Annotated in this window: 15 protein-coding genes; 5 read left to right on the top strand and 10 right to left on the bottom strand. The window is 73.2% G+C overall.

The features are described from left to right. Nucleotides 1-277: 277 nt before the first annotated feature. From JXZ78_RS02025 to JXZ78_RS02000, 5 genes are all read right to left on the bottom strand, one after another. Nucleotides 278-859: an acetoacetate decarboxylase family protein gene (locus JXZ78_RS02025; RefSeq protein WP_078624054.1), complete on the bottom strand. Its 582-nt coding sequence runs from the start codon at nt 857-859 to the stop codon at nt 278-280. A gap of 807 nt (nt 860-1666) precedes the next feature. Further along, complete coding sequence (locus JXZ78_RS02015; protein ID WP_030018525.1) at nt 1667-2767, bottom strand: aminotransferase-like domain-containing protein; 1101 nt, start codon at nt 2765-2767, stop codon at nt 1667-1669. 185 nt (nt 2768-2952) lie between these two features. Then, nucleotides 2953-4056, bottom strand: coding sequence for an alpha-hydroxy acid oxidase (locus JXZ78_RS02010; RefSeq protein ID WP_030018524.1), 1104 nt, complete (start codon nt 4054-4056; stop codon nt 2953-2955). Between the two features lie 190 nt (nt 4057-4246). Further along, nucleotides 4247-5014, bottom strand: coding sequence for a TSUP family transporter (locus JXZ78_RS02005; protein WP_030018523.1), 768 nt, complete (start codon nt 5012-5014; stop codon nt 4247-4249). 137 nt (nt 5015-5151) lie between these two features. Next, the gene (locus JXZ78_RS02000) at nt 5152-6141 is read right to left on the bottom strand and encodes a TauD/TfdA family dioxygenase (protein ID WP_030018522.1); all 990 of its coding nucleotides are present in this window, start codon (nt 6139-6141) and stop codon (nt 5152-5154) included. 697 nt (nt 6142-6838) lie between these two features. Here JXZ78_RS02000 and JXZ78_RS01995 point away from each other — a divergent pair. Further along, nucleotides 6839-7213, top strand: coding sequence for an STAS domain-containing protein (locus JXZ78_RS01995; protein ID WP_050502149.1), 375 nt, complete (start codon nt 6839-6841; stop codon nt 7211-7213). Nucleotides 7214-7290: 77 nt separating this feature from the next. Next, the gene (locus tag JXZ78_RS01990) at nt 7291-8217 is read left to right on the top strand and encodes a DUF5995 family protein (RefSeq protein ID WP_050502148.1); all 927 of its coding nucleotides are present in this window, start codon (nt 7291-7293) and stop codon (nt 8215-8217) included. Here the strand turns inward: JXZ78_RS01990 and JXZ78_RS01985 are convergent. The 5 genes from JXZ78_RS01985 to JXZ78_RS01960 all read right to left on the bottom strand — a co-directional run bounded on the left by JXZ78_RS01985 (nt 8172) and on the right by JXZ78_RS01960 (nt 15611). Then, the gene (locus tag JXZ78_RS01985; RefSeq protein ID WP_063726033.1) at nt 8172-8702 is read right to left on the bottom strand and encodes a hypothetical protein; all 531 of its coding nucleotides are present in this window, start codon (nt 8700-8702) and stop codon (nt 8172-8174) included. The genes JXZ78_RS01990 and JXZ78_RS01985 overlap by 46 nt on opposite strands. After that, nucleotides 8683-9993, bottom strand: a complete 1311-nt coding sequence (locus tag JXZ78_RS01980; protein WP_030018517.1) for a phenylacetate--CoA ligase family protein — start codon at nt 9991-9993, stop codon at nt 8683-8685. The genes JXZ78_RS01985 and JXZ78_RS01980 overlap by 20 nt, the downstream gene beginning before the upstream one ends. Next, nucleotides 9990-11312 carry an FAD-dependent oxidoreductase gene (locus JXZ78_RS01975; protein ID WP_275127321.1) on the bottom strand — a complete coding sequence of 441 codons (1323 nt, stop codon included), beginning with the start codon at nt 11310-11312 and terminating at the stop codon, nt 9990-9992. Before JXZ78_RS01975 ends, JXZ78_RS01980 begins: the two co-directional genes overlap by 4 nt. Nucleotides 11313-11704: 392 nt before the next feature. Then, on the bottom strand, nt 11705-14497 hold the full coding sequence (locus tag JXZ78_RS40090) for an AfsR/SARP family transcriptional regulator (RefSeq protein ID WP_050502145.1): 2793 nt from the start codon (nt 14495-14497) through the stop codon (nt 11705-11707). A 238-nt stretch (nt 14498-14735) separates the two neighbouring features. Then, nucleotides 14736-15611 (bottom strand): LysR family transcriptional regulator, encoded by an 876-nt coding sequence (locus JXZ78_RS01960; protein ID WP_030018514.1) that lies wholly within the window; start codon nt 15609-15611, stop codon nt 14736-14738. Between the two features lie 194 nt (nt 15612-15805). Here JXZ78_RS01960 and JXZ78_RS01955 point away from each other — a divergent pair, with 194 nt between their 5' ends. From JXZ78_RS01955 to JXZ78_RS01945, 3 genes are all read left to right on the top strand, one after another. Continuing rightward, on the top strand, nt 15806-16762 hold the full coding sequence (locus tag JXZ78_RS01955) for an MBL fold metallo-hydrolase (RefSeq protein ID WP_238782617.1): 957 nt from the start codon (nt 15806-15808) through the stop codon (nt 16760-16762). Nucleotides 16763-16987: 225 nt separating this feature from the next. Beyond that, on the top strand, nt 16988-17878 hold the full coding sequence (locus JXZ78_RS01950) for an ATP-grasp domain-containing protein (RefSeq protein ID WP_030018512.1): 891 nt from the start codon (nt 16988-16990) through the stop codon (nt 17876-17878). After that, complete coding sequence (locus JXZ78_RS01945; protein ID WP_030018511.1) at nt 17875-18678, top strand: ATP-grasp domain-containing protein; 804 nt, start codon at nt 17875-17877, stop codon at nt 18676-18678. Before JXZ78_RS01950 ends, JXZ78_RS01945 begins: the two co-directional genes overlap by 4 nt. Nucleotides 18679-18919: the final 241 nt, after the last annotated feature.

Genomic DNA, 18919 nt, shown 5'->3' with positions numbered 1-18919 from the left:
GTCGCCGCTGTCCAGGGGTGACACGTGATGGACCTGCCCCCGACCGCCCGTCCGCCGGCGCCGTGCAGGTGACTTTTCCGCCGCGCGCGCATTCACCGGTGTGCAGCAGCGTCGCGAATGCTCCAAACGGAGCTGCCTTTTCCCTCTTCGCCGACCGCCCTTTTCTTCCCGTCCGTCGAACGACCGTCCGAGGCCGATTGCCGATAGGTGTAAACCCTTACCGGGCCGCGCCCGGATGCGTTCTCCCGCCGTCGGACCAGCGGATGAACGCGGTGGTTCAGGCGGCCGGCGGAACGGGGTGGAGCGTGGGGGCGGGCATGAGCATGGTGAAGGAGGCCGCGCGGAAACCGGGGCGGGCGCCGCCGTGGCGGAGTGCGGGCAGCCGCGCCGGCCACTCCTCCACACGTACCGAAGCGGCCCCCGGGCGAGCCGTGAACCGTGCGGTGAGGACCGTCCGCGCCCCGTCGAGGGTTCCGAAGCCGGTCATCGGCAGGGGAAGCCTGGGGAGTGACGGGCCCTTGGCCGACAGACGCAGAGCGGCGACAAGGCCCTGCCCGTCGGTCACCCGGACCCGCGGCCCCTCCCAGCGGAACTCCGCCAGTTGCTTGGGCACTCCCCAGATACGGCGCCCGCCCCACAACGACTGCGCGTCGTCGACCCAGATCCAGTGCACGTACAGACCGGCCCGCCGGCCACGGCGGGCGGGCGTCCCCACGATCAGCTCGTCGTAGCTGAGGGTCCCCTCGCGGTACCGGATCACGAACACGGCCAGCGAACGGCCCGTCAGAGGGGAGAGGCCCCGGGGAAGGGGCGGGGCCGCATCCGTGGCGAAGCGACCACCCCACAGATGGCCTCTCATGCGCCAGGGCGGCGGCGGGTACGGACCCGGCGCGGCTCCGGTATCGGTACCGGTCACCGTCAGCTCTCGTCTCCTCCCGGGCCAGGGACGGCCGGCGTCGGTCGGACTCGGCCGGACGTGTCGGACTCGGCCGGGACCGGTCGGGTCACTCGGGGTCAGGGACCCCGGGTTCAAGGGTACGAGACCACCTTCGAGGGGACGGTGCCCGTGCCGGAGGCGGGGGCACCGGTGTCGTTGACGACATGGGTGGCACTGGCCCTGAGGGCCGGCCGGCCGCTCCACTACGCCGTCTCGCGTACCACCAGCTCCGGCCGGAGGACCACCGACGGCGGGGAGGCCGGTCCCGGCGATCTTCCGCGGCAGTGTGCCGTGCGGGTGCGAGGAGACCAGGACCACCCCGTCCACAAGCCCCTGACGCAGGTAGGACAGCACCTGACCGCAGAACGCCGCGTTGTCCGCGAGCATCAGTACGGTCTGCACACGGGCCGGACGCAGCACCTCCGTCAGCCCGCCGACCACCCGTCCGAAGTGCGGGGTCGGTGAACATCCGGCCGATGAGGGGGCGGAGACGACGGAACGCCGTGCGCGCTCGGAGATCACCAAGGCTGTGGAGTGCGTGCGCCAGGTCATCAGGGAGCGGGCGGCGGGCATCGGACGGGGCTGCCGTGACCACGGTGACGAACGCCGTCGGGGCGTCGGAAGGTGGGGCCGCAACCGGGGGCGGCCGCTCAGGGCTGCTGGTACCGGCCCGTCCGAGGCCGCGGGCGGTCTTCCTCCCGTCCGCGGCCCTGAACCGGTAACCGCAGGTCAGCCCTTGGACGCCACCGCGGCCAGCCGCTCGACGCCGGCGGCGAACTCGTCCGGCTCGAAGGACTGGAACGGCAGCCGCAGGAAGACCTTGCCCTCCGGCGGCGCCGCGTCGCCCGGGTAGAAGCCCGAACCCCGGGTCAGCTTCAGGCTCTCGGCGGCCGCGGCCTTGAGGAACGTGCCCTCGTCCGTGGCGACGGGCAGATGCACGCTCACGTAGTAGCCGCCGTGCGGTACGGCGAGGAGCGCGTCCTCGCCCAGCAGTTCGCGGACGGCCTTGACCGCACCGTCGTGCCGGGGCCCGAGCAGCTCGCGGATGGCCGCCACGTTCTCCTGCGCCAGGCCCGCTTCCAGAGCCTGCGCGGCGACCGCCTGGAGCAGCGGGGCGGGAGAGAGGTACGTGCCCTCGGCGAGCGCGGCCAGGGCGCCGAGCGTCTCGGGCTCGCCGATGACGTACCCCACGCGCAGGCCGGGGCTGAGGATCTTGCTCAGCGAGCCCATCGTGAGCACCCGCCCGGCCGGCGCGAGCTCGAAGAACCCGGCCGGAGCCTGGCCGCCGTACCGCAGCTCCCGGTAGGGGATGTCCTCCAGGATGAGGAAGTCGTGGGTCTCGGCGAGCTGCACGAGGCGGCGGCGCTTGTCCTCGCTCATGGTGACGCCGCTCGGGTTCTGGAAGTCCGGGATGACGTAGACGAGCGCCGGGACGCGCGTCGCCAGCCGGGCTTCGAGGGCGTCCAGGTCGAGACCGTCGTGCTGGAGGGTGATGCCGGAGACCCGGCCGCCGTGCCGCTCGAAGATCTGCACCGCGCGGTCGTAGGTGGGGGCCTCCACGTACACGTCCTTGCGGTCGCCGGCCAGGAGGTGCGCGGCGAGCAGGTCCAGCGCCTGGAGGGAGCCGTTGGTGACGAAGATCTGGTCGGCGGCGACCGAGTGGAAGGCGGCGAGCTGCTCGCGCAGGGCCGCGTCGCCCGTGTGGTTGCCGATCGGCGCGTACTGGAACACCCGGGCCTCGCTGTCCCGCAGGACGGCGGCGGTGTGCTCGGCGAGCTGCCGCGAGGGGATCGCTTCCTGCGGGGGGATGCCGCGCGAGAAGTGGAACATCGTGGGTCTCCGTTCTCGGAAAGTCTTCGTGCGGGGACGTCGTACGGGGACGTCGTACGGGGACGTCGTGGTGCGGGTACGTCGTGCGGATACGGGCTCTTGCCGCGGGTGTGGTGCGGGCGGTGGTACGGGCCGACAGGCCGCCCCGCCCGCTCCCCGCCCCGGCGTCGGCGGTGGTACGGGCGTCAGGCCGCCCCGGCTCCCGCCCCGGCGCCGGCCTTGGCCACGAAGTGCGGCCCCAGCTCGCCGACATCGGCCGCGCCGAGCTGCCGGAGGGTGTCCTCGATCTCCCGGCGCAGGAGCCGCAGCACCGCTTCGACCCCTTCGCGCCCGGCGACGCTCAGACCCCACAGGTACGGGCGCCCCAGGCAGACCGCGTCGGCGCCGAGCGCGAGGGCCTTGACGACGTGCACGCCGGAGCGGATGCCGCTGTCCATCAGGACGGCGCACCGGCCGTCGACCTCGGCCGCGACCTCGCTCAGTGCGACGACGCTGGGCACCGCCCCGTCCAGCTGCCGTCCGCCGTGGTTGGAGACGATGACGCCGTCCGCGCCGCTGTCCAGGCAGCGGCGGGCGTCGTCGGCCCGCAGTACGCCCTTGACCAGGAGGGGGAGCCGGGTCCTGGCCCGGATCCACAGCAGGTCCTCCCAGCTCAGCGACAACCGGTCGATGCGGGCGCCGGCCGGTACCTCGCCCTCCAGGATGCCGAGCGCGCGCAGCGTCCCGAAGTCCACGTGTCCGGGCGTGGCGAACCCGGCGCGCTGGGCGTGCACCCGCAGCGCGGCGTGACTGGCGTCCACGGTGACCACCAGGGCGGAGGCACCGGCGGTCTCGGCCATGTCGATCGTCGCGGCGATGTCGTCGCGCGACCGGTAGGCGTAGAGCTGGAACCAGCCGGCCCGGCCCGACGCCTTGGCGATCTCCGGGAACGGGACGTGGCTGTCGGTGCTGACGACGGGGACGACGCCGGCCGCCTCGGCGGCGAGCGAGGTGGCGATCTCCGCGTCCTCGTGCAGCAGCCGCTGCGGGCTGGTCGGCGCGAGCAGGACGGGCATGGACATGCGGTGCCCGAGAACCGTCACTTCCGTGCGGGGCTCGGTCGTCGTGCTGGCCAGGACCCGTGGTCGGAGCCAGATGTCGTCGAACGCCGCGATGTTGGCGCGTACGGTGCGGTCGGTCCCGGCGCCGCCGGCGACGTAGGCCCGGCAGCCCTGGTCGAGCACCGCGTCGCTGGCGGCCTCGAAGTCCGGCAGGGTCAGTAGTTCAGCGAGATTCCGTACGGGGTCCATGGTGGCCTCCGGTCTCTCGTAGCGTGGGTGTCGGATGTGTTCTCGCGTGGTTCCCATCAAGTGCTGGACGTGCTGGACGTGCTGGACGTGCTGGACGTGCTGGATCAGGACGTGCAGGAGGTGCGCGGGAGCGGGAGAAGCGCGGGACGTACCGGCCGAGCGGGACGTGCTGCCGGGCTCGGCCGCCGTCTCACGCGAACTGGTCGAACGCCATCTTCGTCACCATGCCGATCACCACGAGCACCAGCACGGTACGGACGAATCCGGACCCCTTCTTCAGGGCCATGCGCGAACCGATCAGCGCACCGGTCACGTTGCCCACGGCCATCCCGAGCCCCAGCGCCCAGAGCACGTTGCCCTGGAGCGCGAAGACCAGCAGGGCGCCGAGGTTGGACGAGGCGTTGATGACCTTCGACATCGCCGCGCTCTCCAGGAACTGCGTGGCGAGCAGCGTGGTGAAGGAGATGATGAGGAAGGTGCCCACGCCGGGCCCGAAGAGCCCGTCGTAGAAACCGACCACACAGCCGGCGAGGAGCACGGCGACGACGCGCCGCCGCCGGGTCACCTCGCGGGCCAGTGTCTGGGTGCCGAAGCTCGGCTTGAACGCCACGAACAGGGCGACCGAGATCAGCAGGACCATGATGACCGGGCGGAAGTACGCGGTGGGGACGGTGGCCGCCGACAGCGCGCCGAGCGCGCCGGCCGGCACCGCGCAGGCGGCGGCCGGTATCAGGATCTTCCGGTCCAGGGCCGTGCGCCGCGCGTACATGTAGGCGGCGGTCGCCGTGCCGGTGATCGCGGCGATCTTGTTGGTGCCCAGGGCGGTGGCCGGCGGCAGATGCGGGAAACTGAGCAGCAGGACGGGGATGAGCAGCACCCCGCCCCCGCCGACCACCGCGTCCACCCACCCGGCGGCCACCGCGGCGGTGAGCAGCCCTATGACGTCTGTGAAATCCAAGGTATTCCGGTCCTCAGTGCAAGGGTGCGCAGTCCTGGGCGACTGCACGGGCAGGACGAATCGGACGGATCCCGGGCCGGGCGGCCGCGCGGGGGGCGGTCACGCCCGGCGGGGTCCGCGAGCGCGCGGAGCGCGGCTCAGAGCACGCCCTGGATGTCCTCCATCGTCGGGATGACGCGCTGACGGGGCATCATGTGCTGCGTCCAGCCGAGGATGGAGCGCACGGAGTAGAAGCGGCGCAGCCAGCGGTCCCGGCCGTCGTAGCGCGGGACGAACGCGCTGCGGCCGTGCGCCGCCACGTGGTTGTCGACCACGACGAGGTCGCCGGGCTCCAGCACGACGTTGTGGCAGACCGCTTCCAGGGCCTCGGCCAGCGCTTTGAGCGCGGCGGTCGCCTCGGCGCCGGCGGCGTGCGTGGTGTGCGAGTTGAAGCGCATGAACGGCCGGTCGTACGGCCCGAAGACGGCCGGGTGCGGGCCGGAGCGCGGCACCGGGCCGGTCCGGCCCCGGGTGAAGGACGCCGGGTAGGAGCTGTAGAACTGCGGGGTGCGCAGGATCGCGACCTGCTCCTCGGTCAGGTGCCGGACGGCCTCGCGCACCGAGGCGACACGGGTGGCGGCGACGCCCTCGTGGTCCTGGCGCAGGCACAGCAGGCCCAAGTAGTCCGGGCGCAGCGGGTGGTGAACGTTCTCGGTGTGGAAGTCGAAGGCCACCGATCCGCTGTTCTCGATGCGCTGCTCCTCCCCGGGCACGGCGTGCACGTCGTGGATGAGCGCGCCGTCCTTCTCGTCCAGGTAGCCGACGAGCGAGCCGAGCAGGTCTGCCACGAGGGTCAGGGTGCCGTCGGTGGGGTGCCCCTGGAGGGCGCCGGAGTGGTGGACGGTGGGGGTGTCGGGGAGGTCCCCGACGGTGACTCCGCGCAGCAGGAGGAACCCCGAGTCGGCACCGGCCTCGGCGAATTCGAGCAGGGCGGTGCGCACGGATTTCGGCAGATCGAGAAGTAGACCGGAAAGCGCCAGCGCAGATGCCTCCGAGGCGCCGGCGGCGAGCTGGGAGAGCCGCCAGAGCTTGTGTGTTTCGGCCTCGGTCAGGCGGTAGGTCTGCTGTTCGGCGAGTGCGGGGGTCACCGTTTCTCCTTGTACTTGAATGCTGCGTTCGAGCTGCCTCTTCAGGCCGCGCAAAGGCGTGAACCTGGTCGGCAAACGACAGAAAACATGCGCACGTGCAAATGGTGAACGGGTGATGTCCGCTCACTATGAGCTGAAAGGAGGGATTGGGCCGGAATTTGCACGTAACAGTAGAGACCGCATTTCCGGACTGTCAACGAAAGATTCCGGTCACCGGGAAAAGCCGTCATGCCGGCGCCGGTCGGCCGCGCTTGCCCGTACATGACATGGTTGGGAAGGTACGCCGGATTTGTTCGATGCAGAGGTTGTAGAGGACCTGTGATGATCCTGTGATGGGCGTCGGAACTGCGGCGAGGGCGTCCGGCAGGGCGCCAAGTGGCGCCGTCTCACCCACTGGACACCGGCGGTGCGGCCGAGTTGCGACCCCCGGTTCACGCCACCGGCAGCGCACCACTTTTGGTCAACACGATCACAACCGGCCATTCAGGATGACCAAAATGCAGCTCTGGCCGGGGCTTCGGGCGGACCGGCCCGCCGTGGCCGGCGCCGGCGGCGGCGTTATGCTCGGCGGCGAGGGGCTGATCGGCTTCCTCGCCGCCCGTACCCGCCGGCCCGCTCCCGCGGCCGGTGCCACCATGGACGGCGTCCCTGTCCCGCCCCCATCTCGCCCCTCCGGGCGGAAGCCGGAGAACCGACCGTGAACGACATCTTCCGCCTGACCACCCGGCGCGCCGACGGTGACCTCGCCCTGGCCGCCCTCGCCGGCGATCTCGACCTGACCACCGCGCCCACCCTGCGCGCCGAGGCCCTGGACCTCATCGGGCGGGGCCACCGGCACCTGGTCCTGGACCTGGAAGCCGTCTCCTTCTGCGACTCCTCCGGCTTCAACGCCCTGGTGGCGATCTGGCGCTCCGCGCAGGAGGCCGACGGCACCCTCACCTTGGCCGCCGTCTCCGGCAGGCTCGCCCGCCTGCTGAACATCACCGGCCTCGACACCCTGCTGCCGGCGTACCCCACCGCCTCCGCGGCCCTCGCCGCGCACCGCCGCGGAGGCGAAACCGGCGCCCCGTGAGTGCGTGACCTTCGCCGCGCCCGATCGTTCGGTAGGCGGGGGGATGTGTCGGGCGGGCGACAAGGAGGCGGGGGAGTATGGCCGGTACGCGTGGCGTGTTCTGCAAGCTGTCCACTGCGGTAGTGGCGGGGACGGTGTTTCTGGCCGGCGGCCCGGCCCTCGCCGCGCCATCACCGCGCGACGACGCCCGACGCCTTTCCTGCGCGGGGCCGGCGGTCGGATGCGTACGGGAAGCACGCCAGACCCTGACCCGGCTCCGCGACGCACTGGGATGCGACCACCGGGCCCCCTTCTCCGTGATCTACGTCCAGCTCGAACGCGCCCTGGAAGCGGCCGCGGCCGAGCCGGATTCCTTCGACGACCCTGACTGGCTGGCCGGAGACCTCAACACCGGCTTCGTCAACCTGTATCTGGACGCCTACCACGCCGACCGGGAAGGCCGGCCGGTTCCGCAGGCGTGGAAGACAGCCTTCGGGGCCGCACGCACGGGTGACGTGAACGCGGGCCAGGACGTCCTGCTCGGCGCCAACGCGCACATCCAGCGCGACATGCCCTATGTGCTGGCCTCCGTCGGTCTCACCCGCCCCGGAGGCGCGTCACGCAAGGCCGACTACAACCGTTTCCAGACGGTCCTGGATCGCGCGTACGCACCCGCGGTCCAACAGATCGCCCGCCATTACGACCCGGTACTGGCCCTGGCCGACGCGCGGTGGAACCCCATCGCCGGGTACACCGCAGGCCGGCTGTTCCGCATCTGGCGGGAGCAGGCGTGGGCGCACGCCCGACAGCTCGCCGCGGCCACCACGCCCGCCGCCCGGCACGTCGTCGAACGGCGGATCGAGGCCAACGCGGCCCGCTGGGCGCTGCTGCTGAACACCGTGCACGTCCCCGGATACCGCGCCGTGCGCGACACGTACTGCCGCACCCACCGCCCCGGAGACCGCGCGGCGACCGGTGGTCAGACCACGCCCACGACGGCCGGGTTGAACCGTTCCGCGACATAGACCGGATACCGGTCCGGGCTCCTGATCACGTACTCCTTGAAGGCGCACCGGCCGAAATGCGGGGCCTCGGGCGCGGGCCCGACACCGCAGCGCAGCAGTTCCCGGTGCTGCGCACGGCGTTCCTCGCGCAGCCGCACACCGAGCGGCGTGGGGTCCGTCGGCGGCGGCAGCTGGCCGGTCGCGGCCACCGCGGAGACGACACGGTTGCGGCTGACCGGCCGCCCCGCGGGGTCGACCAGTTCGGACAGCCGCTCCAGGAGCCGGGGCATCCGCTCGGCCGCGAGGGCCCGCCGAATCGCGGGCGGCACCGCCGCCGTGTCCACCACCCGCTGCTCGACCACGCGCACCCGCAGCGGCACGTCGAGCAGCGCTTCCAGCATGACCGTCGTCGCGCCGTCCCCGGTGAGGAGGATGCGGGTGGCGGAGGGGAGCGCGGCCAGGCCGTACGCCGGGGCAAGGGCGGCATCAGTAGTAGAGGAGACCACGGGACCAGTCCTCGTCGGGGCCGAACAGGCTGCGGGGCTTGAGTACGTCGCCGGGCGCGGACAGGACCTCGTCGGGCATCAGCGTGCCCGGCGGCACGGGAGCCACCTCGCAGTCCACGCCCAGCCGCGCCCGTACGGCACCGGCCAGCTCGGCGCAGGCGTCCGCGGCGTACGCGTCCGCGACCTCCACCTCGGCGACGAGCCGCCGCGCTTCGGCGCGCGCCCGCCAGAACAGCACGCCGTACGCGGCAGGCAGACGGAACACCAGTTCTTCCAGTTGCAGCTGGGAGATCTGCCGCCCCGCGACGTCGAACGCCTGCGTCGCGCGGCCCGTGAGCCGGACGACGGGGAGCCAGCTGCCGCAGGCGCACGGCTCGTGGCTGAGCTGGACGGTGTCCTCCAGGTTGTACCGGAGCAGCGGCATGGCCTCGCGGTACAGCGGGGTGATGACGAGGTCACCGGTACCGTCCGGGGTGATCTCCCCGGTGGCGGGGTCGAGGACCTCGGGCACCACACGGTCGGCGTAGAAGTGCCGTCGGCCGTAGCGGCAGGCGGAGGCGAGCGGTCCGGCCTCGGTGGCGCCGTAGTCCTCGATCACGGACGCGTTCCACAGTTCGCCCAGCCGCGCACGGCGCGCGTCGCTCAGCGGTTCGCCGCAGACCAGGAGCGCGCGCAGGTGCGGGAAGTCGGTGCGGGGGTCGAGCCCGGCGGCGCGGGCCGCCGCGGCCCAGATGAGCGGCTCGGTGGGATTGGACCAGGTCAGGGTGGTGCCGAGGTCGTGCAGCAGCCGGACGACGCGTCCGTACGGGGTGGCGAAGCTGCGGCTGTCGGCGGGCACCACGGTCGCGCCCCGCGTCCGGGCGCCGAAGTGACCGATGTGCCCGGCCAGCACCATGGCGTACGGGATGCGCACCAGCAGGGTGTCGGCGGGGCCGATGGAGACCGGCATGCGGTTGAAGCGCTCACCGATGTCCACCCAGTCGTCCTCGGTGCAGAACGAGGACGTGGCCCGGCCCGAACTCCCGCTGGACTCGTGGTAGGTGGCGACCCGCTCCCTCGGCACCGCCAGCATGCCGAACGGGTAGGCGGCGCGCAGGTCGTCCTTGGTGGTCACCGGGACGTCGGCGAGGCTGCCGGGCATCGTCCCGCCCTGGCGCAGGCGGAACCGGTCCCGGTAGAAGGGGGCGTGCGCGGCCTGGCACAGGGTCGTGCCGATACGTTCCCGCTGGAGCGCGTGGAGCTCCTCGAAACTGCTCCACTTGCGGGACAAGACCGATGGCGTCGGTGTCATGGTGCGGTCTGCCTCTCCTGTGGTCCTGAGTGGTGGCCCGCGCGCCCCTGCGGCCCCGAAGGCGGGCCCGCGGCTGCCGTGTCGAGGTCCGGGCGCGGCCGGCCAACGGCTCCCTCGTCGTCCAGCAGCGAGAGCGGCAGGGCCGAGCGGAACGCGGCGGTCCGGGAGCGGCGGAGCTCCTCACCGGCCGCCGGCCGGCGGAGCGGGACGAGGGCCTCGGCGAGCCGCGCGGGGTCACGGGTGTCGAAGACGAGGCGCTTCAGATCGGTCGCGAGCGGCGAGAACTGATGCAGGAACGCGGCCCGGCCGGCCTCCGCGTAACGGTCCAGCACGCCCTCGCCGCACCGCCCGAGAAGGACGGCGGCCAGCGCCTCGCCCAGCGGGAAGGCGGCGTGCAGCCCGGCGGTCAGGCCCATGCCGCCGGTCGGGTTGGTGACGTGGGCCGCGTCGCCGGCCAGCAGGACACGGCCCACGCGGAACCGTGCGGCGGCCCGCTGGTGCGCGCGGTACGGGGCGTGCGCGACCAGTTCGTAATTCCGTGGCCGTGGCCCGGGAAGATTACGTGCGAGGAATTCCGCCAGTCGACGTGGGAGGGATTCTTCCGGGAGGGACGCGCACTCCGTCCAAGCCACCCGCCACAGATTCCCGGAGTCGATACGCACGATGATTGCCCCGTCGTCCGGATCGATGACGAAATTCGCGTCGGCGTAACCGTGGGCCGCGAAGTCGTAACGGATGTCCGTGGCGACGAAGCGGTCCGGCCAGGTGAATCCCCCGAATTCCACACCGAGGGCTTTCCGTACGGTACTGCGGGCCCCGTCCGCGCCCACGGCCCAGCGTGCTTCGATCCGTTCGCGGCCCTGCTTGTGCGTGTAGCCGACGCGAACCGATTCGCCGTCCTGCCGCACCGTGTCGACCGTGCAGCCGAACCTCACCTCGGCGGTCGGGAAGCGGAGCAGCTGCCCGAGGAGGATACGGCTGAGCCCGTCCTGCCGCAGGATCAGGTTGTACGCGGGGACCGGGCCGGTACGGAGATCCGGTGTGGAATGACGGATGCGCTCGCCTGTGCGGCGTACGACGAAATCCCGCGCGCGCAACGGTGTTCCCGCCCGCACGACGGCGTCGAGCACGTGGAGGCGCGCGAAACCCTCCAGCGTGTGGCTCTGGTGGACCAGAGCGCGGGCGGACGCGGCGATGCCCGGAGCGCTCTCCAGGACGGTGACGCCGACCCCGGCGGCCGCCAGCCCGAGGGCGGTGGTGAGACCCACCGGCCCCGCCCCCACGACACAAACGTCCGGATGTCTGGATCCGGAAGACATGAGCATTCCCCCTGCCGTGCCATGGCACGGAACCATCGGCATGAACCTGGAACGAGACCGGCTGCCGTGCGCCGGTGATACGCCCACGCGGCGAAGGCGCGGGGAAGGCAGAATTCCGCCCCGTCCGCACACGGCCACGAAAGGGCCGGAGTGCGGACGGCCGGTCAACTCCCCGCGGAACACGGCAGCAAGCGGGTTGAAAGCACGAGAAACCTACGGTGCGTCCCGCGGTAAATCCAAGGTTCCGTTTTGACGGTTGGACAGCTGAGCGCGGAGAGGCGGCCGATGCTCGCCGGGTCACGCCGTCCCGTACCCGGCGGCCCGCCGGGTACGGCAAGCTCCGCCTGCCCCGCGCTCAAGAAATGAGCGCGGGACCACTCCCTGCCGGGCGGTCAGCCCGCGACGATGCGGAGCTTCCCGCCGGGGGCCCCTCCGCCGCCCACGGGCAGGCTGCCCTGTCCGGCGGCCGGCCCTTCCACCGGCAGCGGCGGTCCGGCGAGGGCCGCGGCCTCGGTGAAGCAGCGCCGGGCCTCGCTGTCGCGGCCGAGCGCCTGCAGCGCCTTGCCGCAGGTGTCCAGGAGCAGCGCCCGGCGCTCGTCCGACTGTTCCTCGGGGGCCAGCGCGAGGCCCTGACGGCAGTGGGTCAGGGCCTCGTCGGGCCGGCCGACGGTCAGGCAGTGGGCGGCCAGGTGGTAGAGGGACAGGGACTCGGTGTGCGGGTGGTCGAGGGTGTGCGCCATCCGCGCTGCCATCTCCCGCCGGGTCCCGGCACCGGCCAGGTCGCCGACGTGCTCCAGCGCGGCCGCCCAGTTGATCAGCGCGATCACCTGACCGCGCGGGTCCCCGGCCCGTACGGCCAGGTCCGGGGCGCGGCACAGGTGTTCCAGCGCCGCGGTGTGCCGGCCGTTCTCGGTGAGGACCCAGCCGAGCAGCGAGCACAGCCGTGACTCGGCGTCCGGGTCGCCGAGCGCGGTGGCGGCGGCCAGGGCACGTTCGAGGGCCGGTTCCCAGCCGTCGTGCACCTGGCGCACGACCAGCGGCCACAGTTCGACGGCGATCCGCCAGGCCAGTTCCGGATACCCGGCGTCGGCCGCGGCGGCCACCGCGGAGGTCAGGTTGGCGCGCTCGGTGACGTACCAGGCCATCGCGTCGGCGCGGTCGGCGAAGACCGGCGGCGCGACGGGCGGCGTCACGCCCGGGGGCAGGGTGCAGCAGGGCTGGCTGCCGGGTTCGGCAGCGGCGGCCGCGGCCTGGGCGGCGGCCAGGTAGTGCACCAGCAGCCGGTGCAGTCCCGCCGTGTCGGCCCGTGCCACGGCGGAGCGCGCGTACAGCCTGGTGAGGTCGTGCATCAGATACCGGTCGCCGGTCCACTCCTCGACGAGGTGGGCGGTGGCCAGCTCCTCCAGGGCGGCGCGTGCCTCGGCCGGCGGTAGGCCGGTGAGTGCCGCCGCGGCGCCGGCGTCGAGTTCGGAGCCGACGTGCAGGGCCAGCTGGCGGAAGAGCAGCGCGCCGGCCGGCGGCAGTTGCTGCACGCTCAGGCGCAGCGTCGCCTCGACCCCGAGATCCTCGTTGGCCAGCAGGGACAGCCGCCGGTGCTCGTCGACCAGGTCGTCCGCCATCGCCCGCAGGGACAGCCGCGGCCGGGCGGCGAGCCGCGCGGCGGCCAGCCGCAGGGCCAGCGGCAGGCCGTCGCACAGGGCGGACAGGTGCGCGGCGGCGACCGGCTCGGCGGCCACCCGGACGTCACCGATCACGGTGCTCAGGACCCGTACACCGTCCGGCGGCGCCAGCCGTTCCAGCGGCAGCAGCCGGGCGCAGTCGGTGGCGGCCAGCCCTTCCAGCCGGTTGCGGCTGGTGACCAGCACGGTGGAGCCCGGCGTGCCGGGCAGCAGGGGTCGCACCTGCGCCGAGTCGCGCGCGTTGTCGAGCAGGACGAGGACGCGGCGGCCGGTGAGCAGCGAGCGGTACAGATGTTCCGCGGCGCGCGTGTCGGCGGGCAGGCGTTCCTCGGGGACGCCGAGCGCCTGGAGGAAGTCGTGCAGGACGCCGACCGGCTGCGGGCCGGTGCCGTCGGGTTCCGTGGCGTGCAGGTCGGCGTAGAGGATGCCGCCGGGGAAGTCACCGGCGTACGTGTACGCCCAGTGGACCGCCAGCGAGGTCTTGCCGACTCCGGCGGGGCCGGTGACCACACACAGGGCCGGGGTGCCCGACCGCGCGGCTTCGCAGAGGCGCGCCAGCTCGTCCGAACGGCCCACGAAACCGGCCGGGGCGCGGGGGAGGAGGGAGAGGGGCGGGGGAGTGTCGGTGGGGACGGGGGTGTCAGGTGTGGCGTGCGTGGCGCTGGGTGTGGTGGGCCGGAGGGGCGGAGCCGGCGGCGGTGCGGGGGTGTGCCCCGGCACCGGCACCGGCACCAGCGTCGGCGCGCCCCGCTTCGTCTTCGGCTGCCGGTCCGCGGCCGGCCGGGAACGGAGGATGGCGAGGTACGCCTCGGACAGCGCGGCCCCGGGATCGACGCCCAGCTCCTGGGCGAGCAGGCGCTGCGTACGGTGGTAGAGGTCGATGGCGTCGGCCTGGCGGTCCGCGTCGTGCAGCGAGCGGACGGTGGCCGCGATCAAGGACTCGCGCAGCGGGTGGCGTTCGACGGCGGACCGGAGCGGCACGAGGGCTTCCGCGCCCCGGCCGCAGGCGTGCAGGGCCGCGGCGAAGTGTTCCAGCGCGGCGAGCCGTTCCTCCACCAGCCGCTCGGCCGCCGCGGCCATCAGCGGTGTGTCACCGGCCCCGCCGAGCACCCGGCCCCGCCACAGCCCGAGGGCCTCCCGCAGCAGGCCGGCCGACTCCTCGCCGGAAGAACCGGCCGTGGCCCGGCGCACCAGGTCGCGGAAGCGCCACACGTCCACCGCCTCCGGCGCGGCATGCAGCGCGTAGCCGCCGCCCTCGGTGGCGACACAGGCCGTGGGCGCCGCGTGCAGGAGCCCCCGCAGGGCCGACACATGGCCGTAGACGATGGTCCGCGCGTGGGTCGGCGGGCGGGTGTCCCACAACGCCTCGATGATGCGCTCGGCCCCCACGGGCGCACCCTCGGCCAGCACCAGCAGCGCCAGCACGGCCCGGCGCTTGGGAGGCCCGATCGGCACCGGCACGTCCCCCGAGAAGGCCGACACCGGCCCGAGCAGCCGGAAGTCCATCAGCGTTCTCTCCCCTTGGCCGAGTCGTTACGGCGGGAATCTTACGAGGTCAAAGAGGCGAGGGCGTACCAGAAGGGGCGCCGGGGCCGGAAATGGACCATGGCGTGCGGCGGGCCCGGGTGGCGGGCCTGGGCAGCGGGCCTGGGCAGCGGGCCCGGGTGGCGGGCCTGGGCGGGCCCCGGCGGCGGACCCGGGTGGCGGACCTGGGTGGTGGACCTGGCCGGTGCGAACCTGGCCGTCAGGCCGCAGCGGCCTCACCGTGGCGCCAAGTCGCCGTCGCGACGCGCACGAAGGAGCGGACGAGCGGTCCGGGACCGGAGCCGTTCCAGGCGATGACGAGCTGACTGGGCGGCATGTCGGCCAGCGGAACGGCGATGAGCCCTTCGGGAAGGGAATGGCCCAGCGGTATCAGCCCCACCGTCCCGCTCCACAGGACGGACTGGAGGCATTCCTGGGCGGTCCGTACGACGGGACCGCTCCGGCGGGCGGTGTGCCGGCCGCCCCAGAACGCGGCCCACACGGGATCGGTGCCGTCCGGGAAGCGGAACCACGGACGGCCGGCGAGGTCGTCGAGCCGCAGGCTGTCGCGCCCGGCGAGCGGGTCGTCGGCGCGCAGGACCGCGCCGACCGCGTCCGAACGCAGTACCCGGGTGGTGAGCCCGGTGGTGTCGAACGGCGCGCGGGTCAGGGCCACATCGACCAGCCCGGCACGCAGCCCGGTGCTCGGATCGGTCAGGTCGGCCTCGCGGACACGGACCTCCACATGGGGGTGCCGGGCCCGGTAGGCGGCGGCGAGCCGGGTTCCGGCCTGCCCGGCACTGTCGGCCAGGGTGCCGACGGTCAAGGTGGCCGAACCCGCCGCGGCCGCCACTTTGACGCGGGTCCGGTCGGCCCGCGCCAGCAGCGTACGGGCCTCGTCGAGGAGCACGGTTCCGGCGGGCGTCAGGGCGGCCCCCGTGGGCGAACGGTCCAGCAGGACGCAGCCCAGGTCGGCCTCCAACTGCCGGATCGCCCGGCTCAGCGGCGGCTGGGTCATCTGCAGCCGTACGGCGGCCCGGCCGAAGTGCCGTTCCTCGGCGACGGCGACGAAATAGCGCAGCACGCGTAGCTCCATCCAGCAACGATACCCGCGCGGTATCGGGGAAACGGGATCGGTGTTGGACGCCGCGGGGAGCCGGGCGGTGGACTCGACGTCGTGGCGGATCCGGCAGGCGTACCTCCGGACATACCGCTCACACCGCGCATGCCACACGCCACACACCCGTGTGTGGTGAATGACGTATATGCCCTGTATCGCAAGGAGTCGACATGGCTGAATTGCCGGAGACGGCCGAGGTGGCCGACATGGTCGAGCAGGCGCTCCCGGACCCCGCCGTACACGTCGCGGCGGCCCGGGAGATCGCCCGGGACGTGCTGGTCGTCCCGGACCGGGGAGTGCCGCTCGTACCGAACATCGGGATCATCGGCGGCCGCGACGCGGTCCTGGTCGTCGACACCGGGCTGGGCCCGCGGAACGCCGAAGCGGTACGGGACTTCGCGGCCGACCACGCACGGGGGCGCCGGCTGTACCTGACGACGACGCACTTCCACCCCGAGCACGCCTTCGGGGCGCAGGTCTTCGCCGGCGCGGCCACCTACCTGGTCAACGGGGACCAGGCCGAGGATCTGCGGGAGCGGGGGCCCGGGTACCTGGAGATGTTCCGGCAGCTGGGCGAGCCGGTCGCGCGCCGGCTGGCGGACGTCGTCCCGGTGCGGCCCGACCACGTCTACGACCGGTCCCACGACCTCGACCTGGGCGGCCGGGTGGTGCGCCTGCGGGCCACCGGGCGGGCCCACAGCCGGGGGGACCAGGTGATCGAGGTGCCCGATGCGGGAGTGCTGTTCACCGGAGACCTGGTGGAAGCGGGACAGTTCGCCATCTTCCCGTGGTTTCCGCCGCACGACACCGACGTCTCCGGCACCCGCTGGCTCGCGGTCGCGCGGCGACTGGCGGCCCGCGATCCGCGGATCGTGGTACCCGGCCATGGCGAGGTCGGCGGCCCGCGGTTGCTCACCGACGTGTGCGACTACCTCGAAGCGCTCCAGCGCGAGACATGGACACGCCGCGACGCGGCGGTCGGTGAGCAGGCGATCGCCGACGAGGTGGCGGAGCTGATGGTCCGGCGGTACCCGCAGTGGACCGGGCGGGAGTGGATCGGGAAGGGGGTGGGCTGCCTCTGCTCCGAGTACGCCGACGGTGAGCGGGAGGTCCCCGCCGGCAACTGACCCCGTCCCCACGCCCACCGGGTCTTCGCCCCGTCGTCGCCGACTTGCCAGGGTCGGCGGCAGGAGCCGTCCCTCCCCGTGCCGTGGCCCCGTACGGCCACCCACCACCGCGAAGTCCGCGGAGCGGGCCGGCCGGGCGCCGGAGGAGGCGCCGCCGACCGGTCATGACATCCTGTGATCTCGCTACGCGTGCCGGGCCGACTCGGCGGATTACAAGGAAGATCGATGAGGCTCTGCTTCCTGGTGGAGGAACACTACCGGCACGACGGAATGCCGAACGAGGTGATCCGTCAGCTGCAATCCTGGGGGCACCAGGTGGACGTGCTGCGGCCCGGCGGCTCCTTGCTGCGCATGACCGAGGCGCTACGGGCGGGTTCGCACGACGCCTGGGTGCTCAAGACGGTCTCCGGCGGCCCCGGGCTCACCCTGCTCGAAGCGGCGGCCTCGGCCGGGCTGACGACGGTCAACGACGCCCGGTCGATACGGCGCGTACGGGACAAGGCGCTGGCCGCGGCGATCGGCCGCAGCCGTGGCCTGCCCGTACCGCCGACCTACGCCGCGGCCCGCCCCGAACTGCTGGCGGAGCTGCCGGCGTCGGAGTACCCGCTGGTGGTCAAGCCCGCCGACGGCAGCTCGGGGCGGGCCGTGCATCTGGTGGCGTCGCCGGACCGGCTGGCCGCCATGGCCCCCGAACTGGCGCGGGAGGGCCTGCTCATCGCCCAGCCGTACGTGGCGAACTCGGGCATCGACCTGAAGGTGTACTGCGTCGGCGGCGAGCTCTACGCCACCGAGCGCTGCTCCCCGCTCCACCCGGAACTGGGCATACCCGAGCGCCGCGTGCCGCTGCCCGCTGAGGTGGCCGCGATCGCCGGGCAGGTCGGGGCGGTCTACGGCCTCGACCTGTACGGCGTGGACGTCCTGCTGGGGCCCGACGGCCCGGTGGTGGTCGACGTGAACGACTTCCCCAGCTTCCGGCAGGTCCCGGACGCGGTGGCGCGGGTGGCACGCGCCGTACTCGGGCTGGCCGGTGCGGGGCAGACGCCGGGTCCGGCCCCGACCAAGGTCCCCGCCCCGTCTCCGGTGCACGTGTCCGCGACGGCGGGAGAGAGCGCATGAGAATCGGCCTTGTCACAGGCGATCCAGGCCATCCTCTCCTGGCCGCCACCACCGCCCTGCTCGCCCCCGAGCACCGGGTGGAGACGCTGGACCCGGACTCGGTGGAGAGGGCTTCCGAGCGGCCTGCGGACGTCTACCTGCTGAAGTCCCGTACGCCACGGGCCCTCGCCCTCGCCCGCGCCCTGGAGGGGCGCGGTGCCCCCGTGGTGAACTCGGCCGCGGCGACCGCGCTGTGCCAGGACCGTACGGCGATGGCGGACCACGCCCGGCGGGCCGGCCTCCCGTTCGTGCCCACCCGTACCTTCGGCACGCTCGCGGAACTGGCCGACGGGCCGGGGCTTTCCGGCCCGGTGGTGGTCAAGAGCCGGCACAGCCGTAAACAGGATGTGGTGGCCCGCCTGGACGACGCCACGCACCTGCGCCAACTCGCCGCGACCCGGCCGCAGGAGCCGGTCGTGGTCCAGGAGTTCGTTCCGAACAGCGGATGGGACCACAAACTCTGGGTGGTCGACGGCCGGCTCTTCGCCGCCCTGCGCCGCTCCGAACTCTCGCCCGGAGGCCGGGGCCCCGACCGGCCGCTCACCCCCGACGCCCTGCCGGCCGGCTGGCCGGACCTGGTGCGCCGGGTCGGTGAGGTCTTCGCGCTGGACGTCTACGGCGTGGACGTCATCGACGCGGGCGACGGCGCACCGCTCATCGTGGACATCAACGCCTTTCCCGGCATCCGGGGCCAGGCCGGCGCCCCGGAGGCCCTGGCAGCCCTGGCGCTGCGCCGGGCCGTCAGGTCGCCGACCGTCTGAGAAATCAGGGCACTTGGCGGCCAGTTCGCCGGTGCCGGCGGTCTCCTTGGCGCCGCCCTGCGTCTTCAGGCCGACCCGCGGGGTGTTGCCGCCCGTGCCGCCGGCGCCTGGCTGGGCGTTCTCTTCGGGCTTGCTCGGCTTGATCGGCTTCCCGGGCTTGTCCTGTGCCGGGAGGACGGTGAAGTAGTACTGCCCGTTTTCGAAGGGCTAGGCGAGTGCCGCTCGGCCCGTCGTCCCCGGA

It is taken from the genome of Streptomyces monomycini (assembly GCF_022271435.1).
In the GTDB taxonomy this organism is placed as follows: domain Bacteria; phylum Actinomycetota; class Actinomycetes; order Streptomycetales; family Streptomycetaceae; genus Streptomyces; species Streptomyces monomycini.
This window is presented reverse-complemented; position numbering and strand designations above follow the sequence as displayed.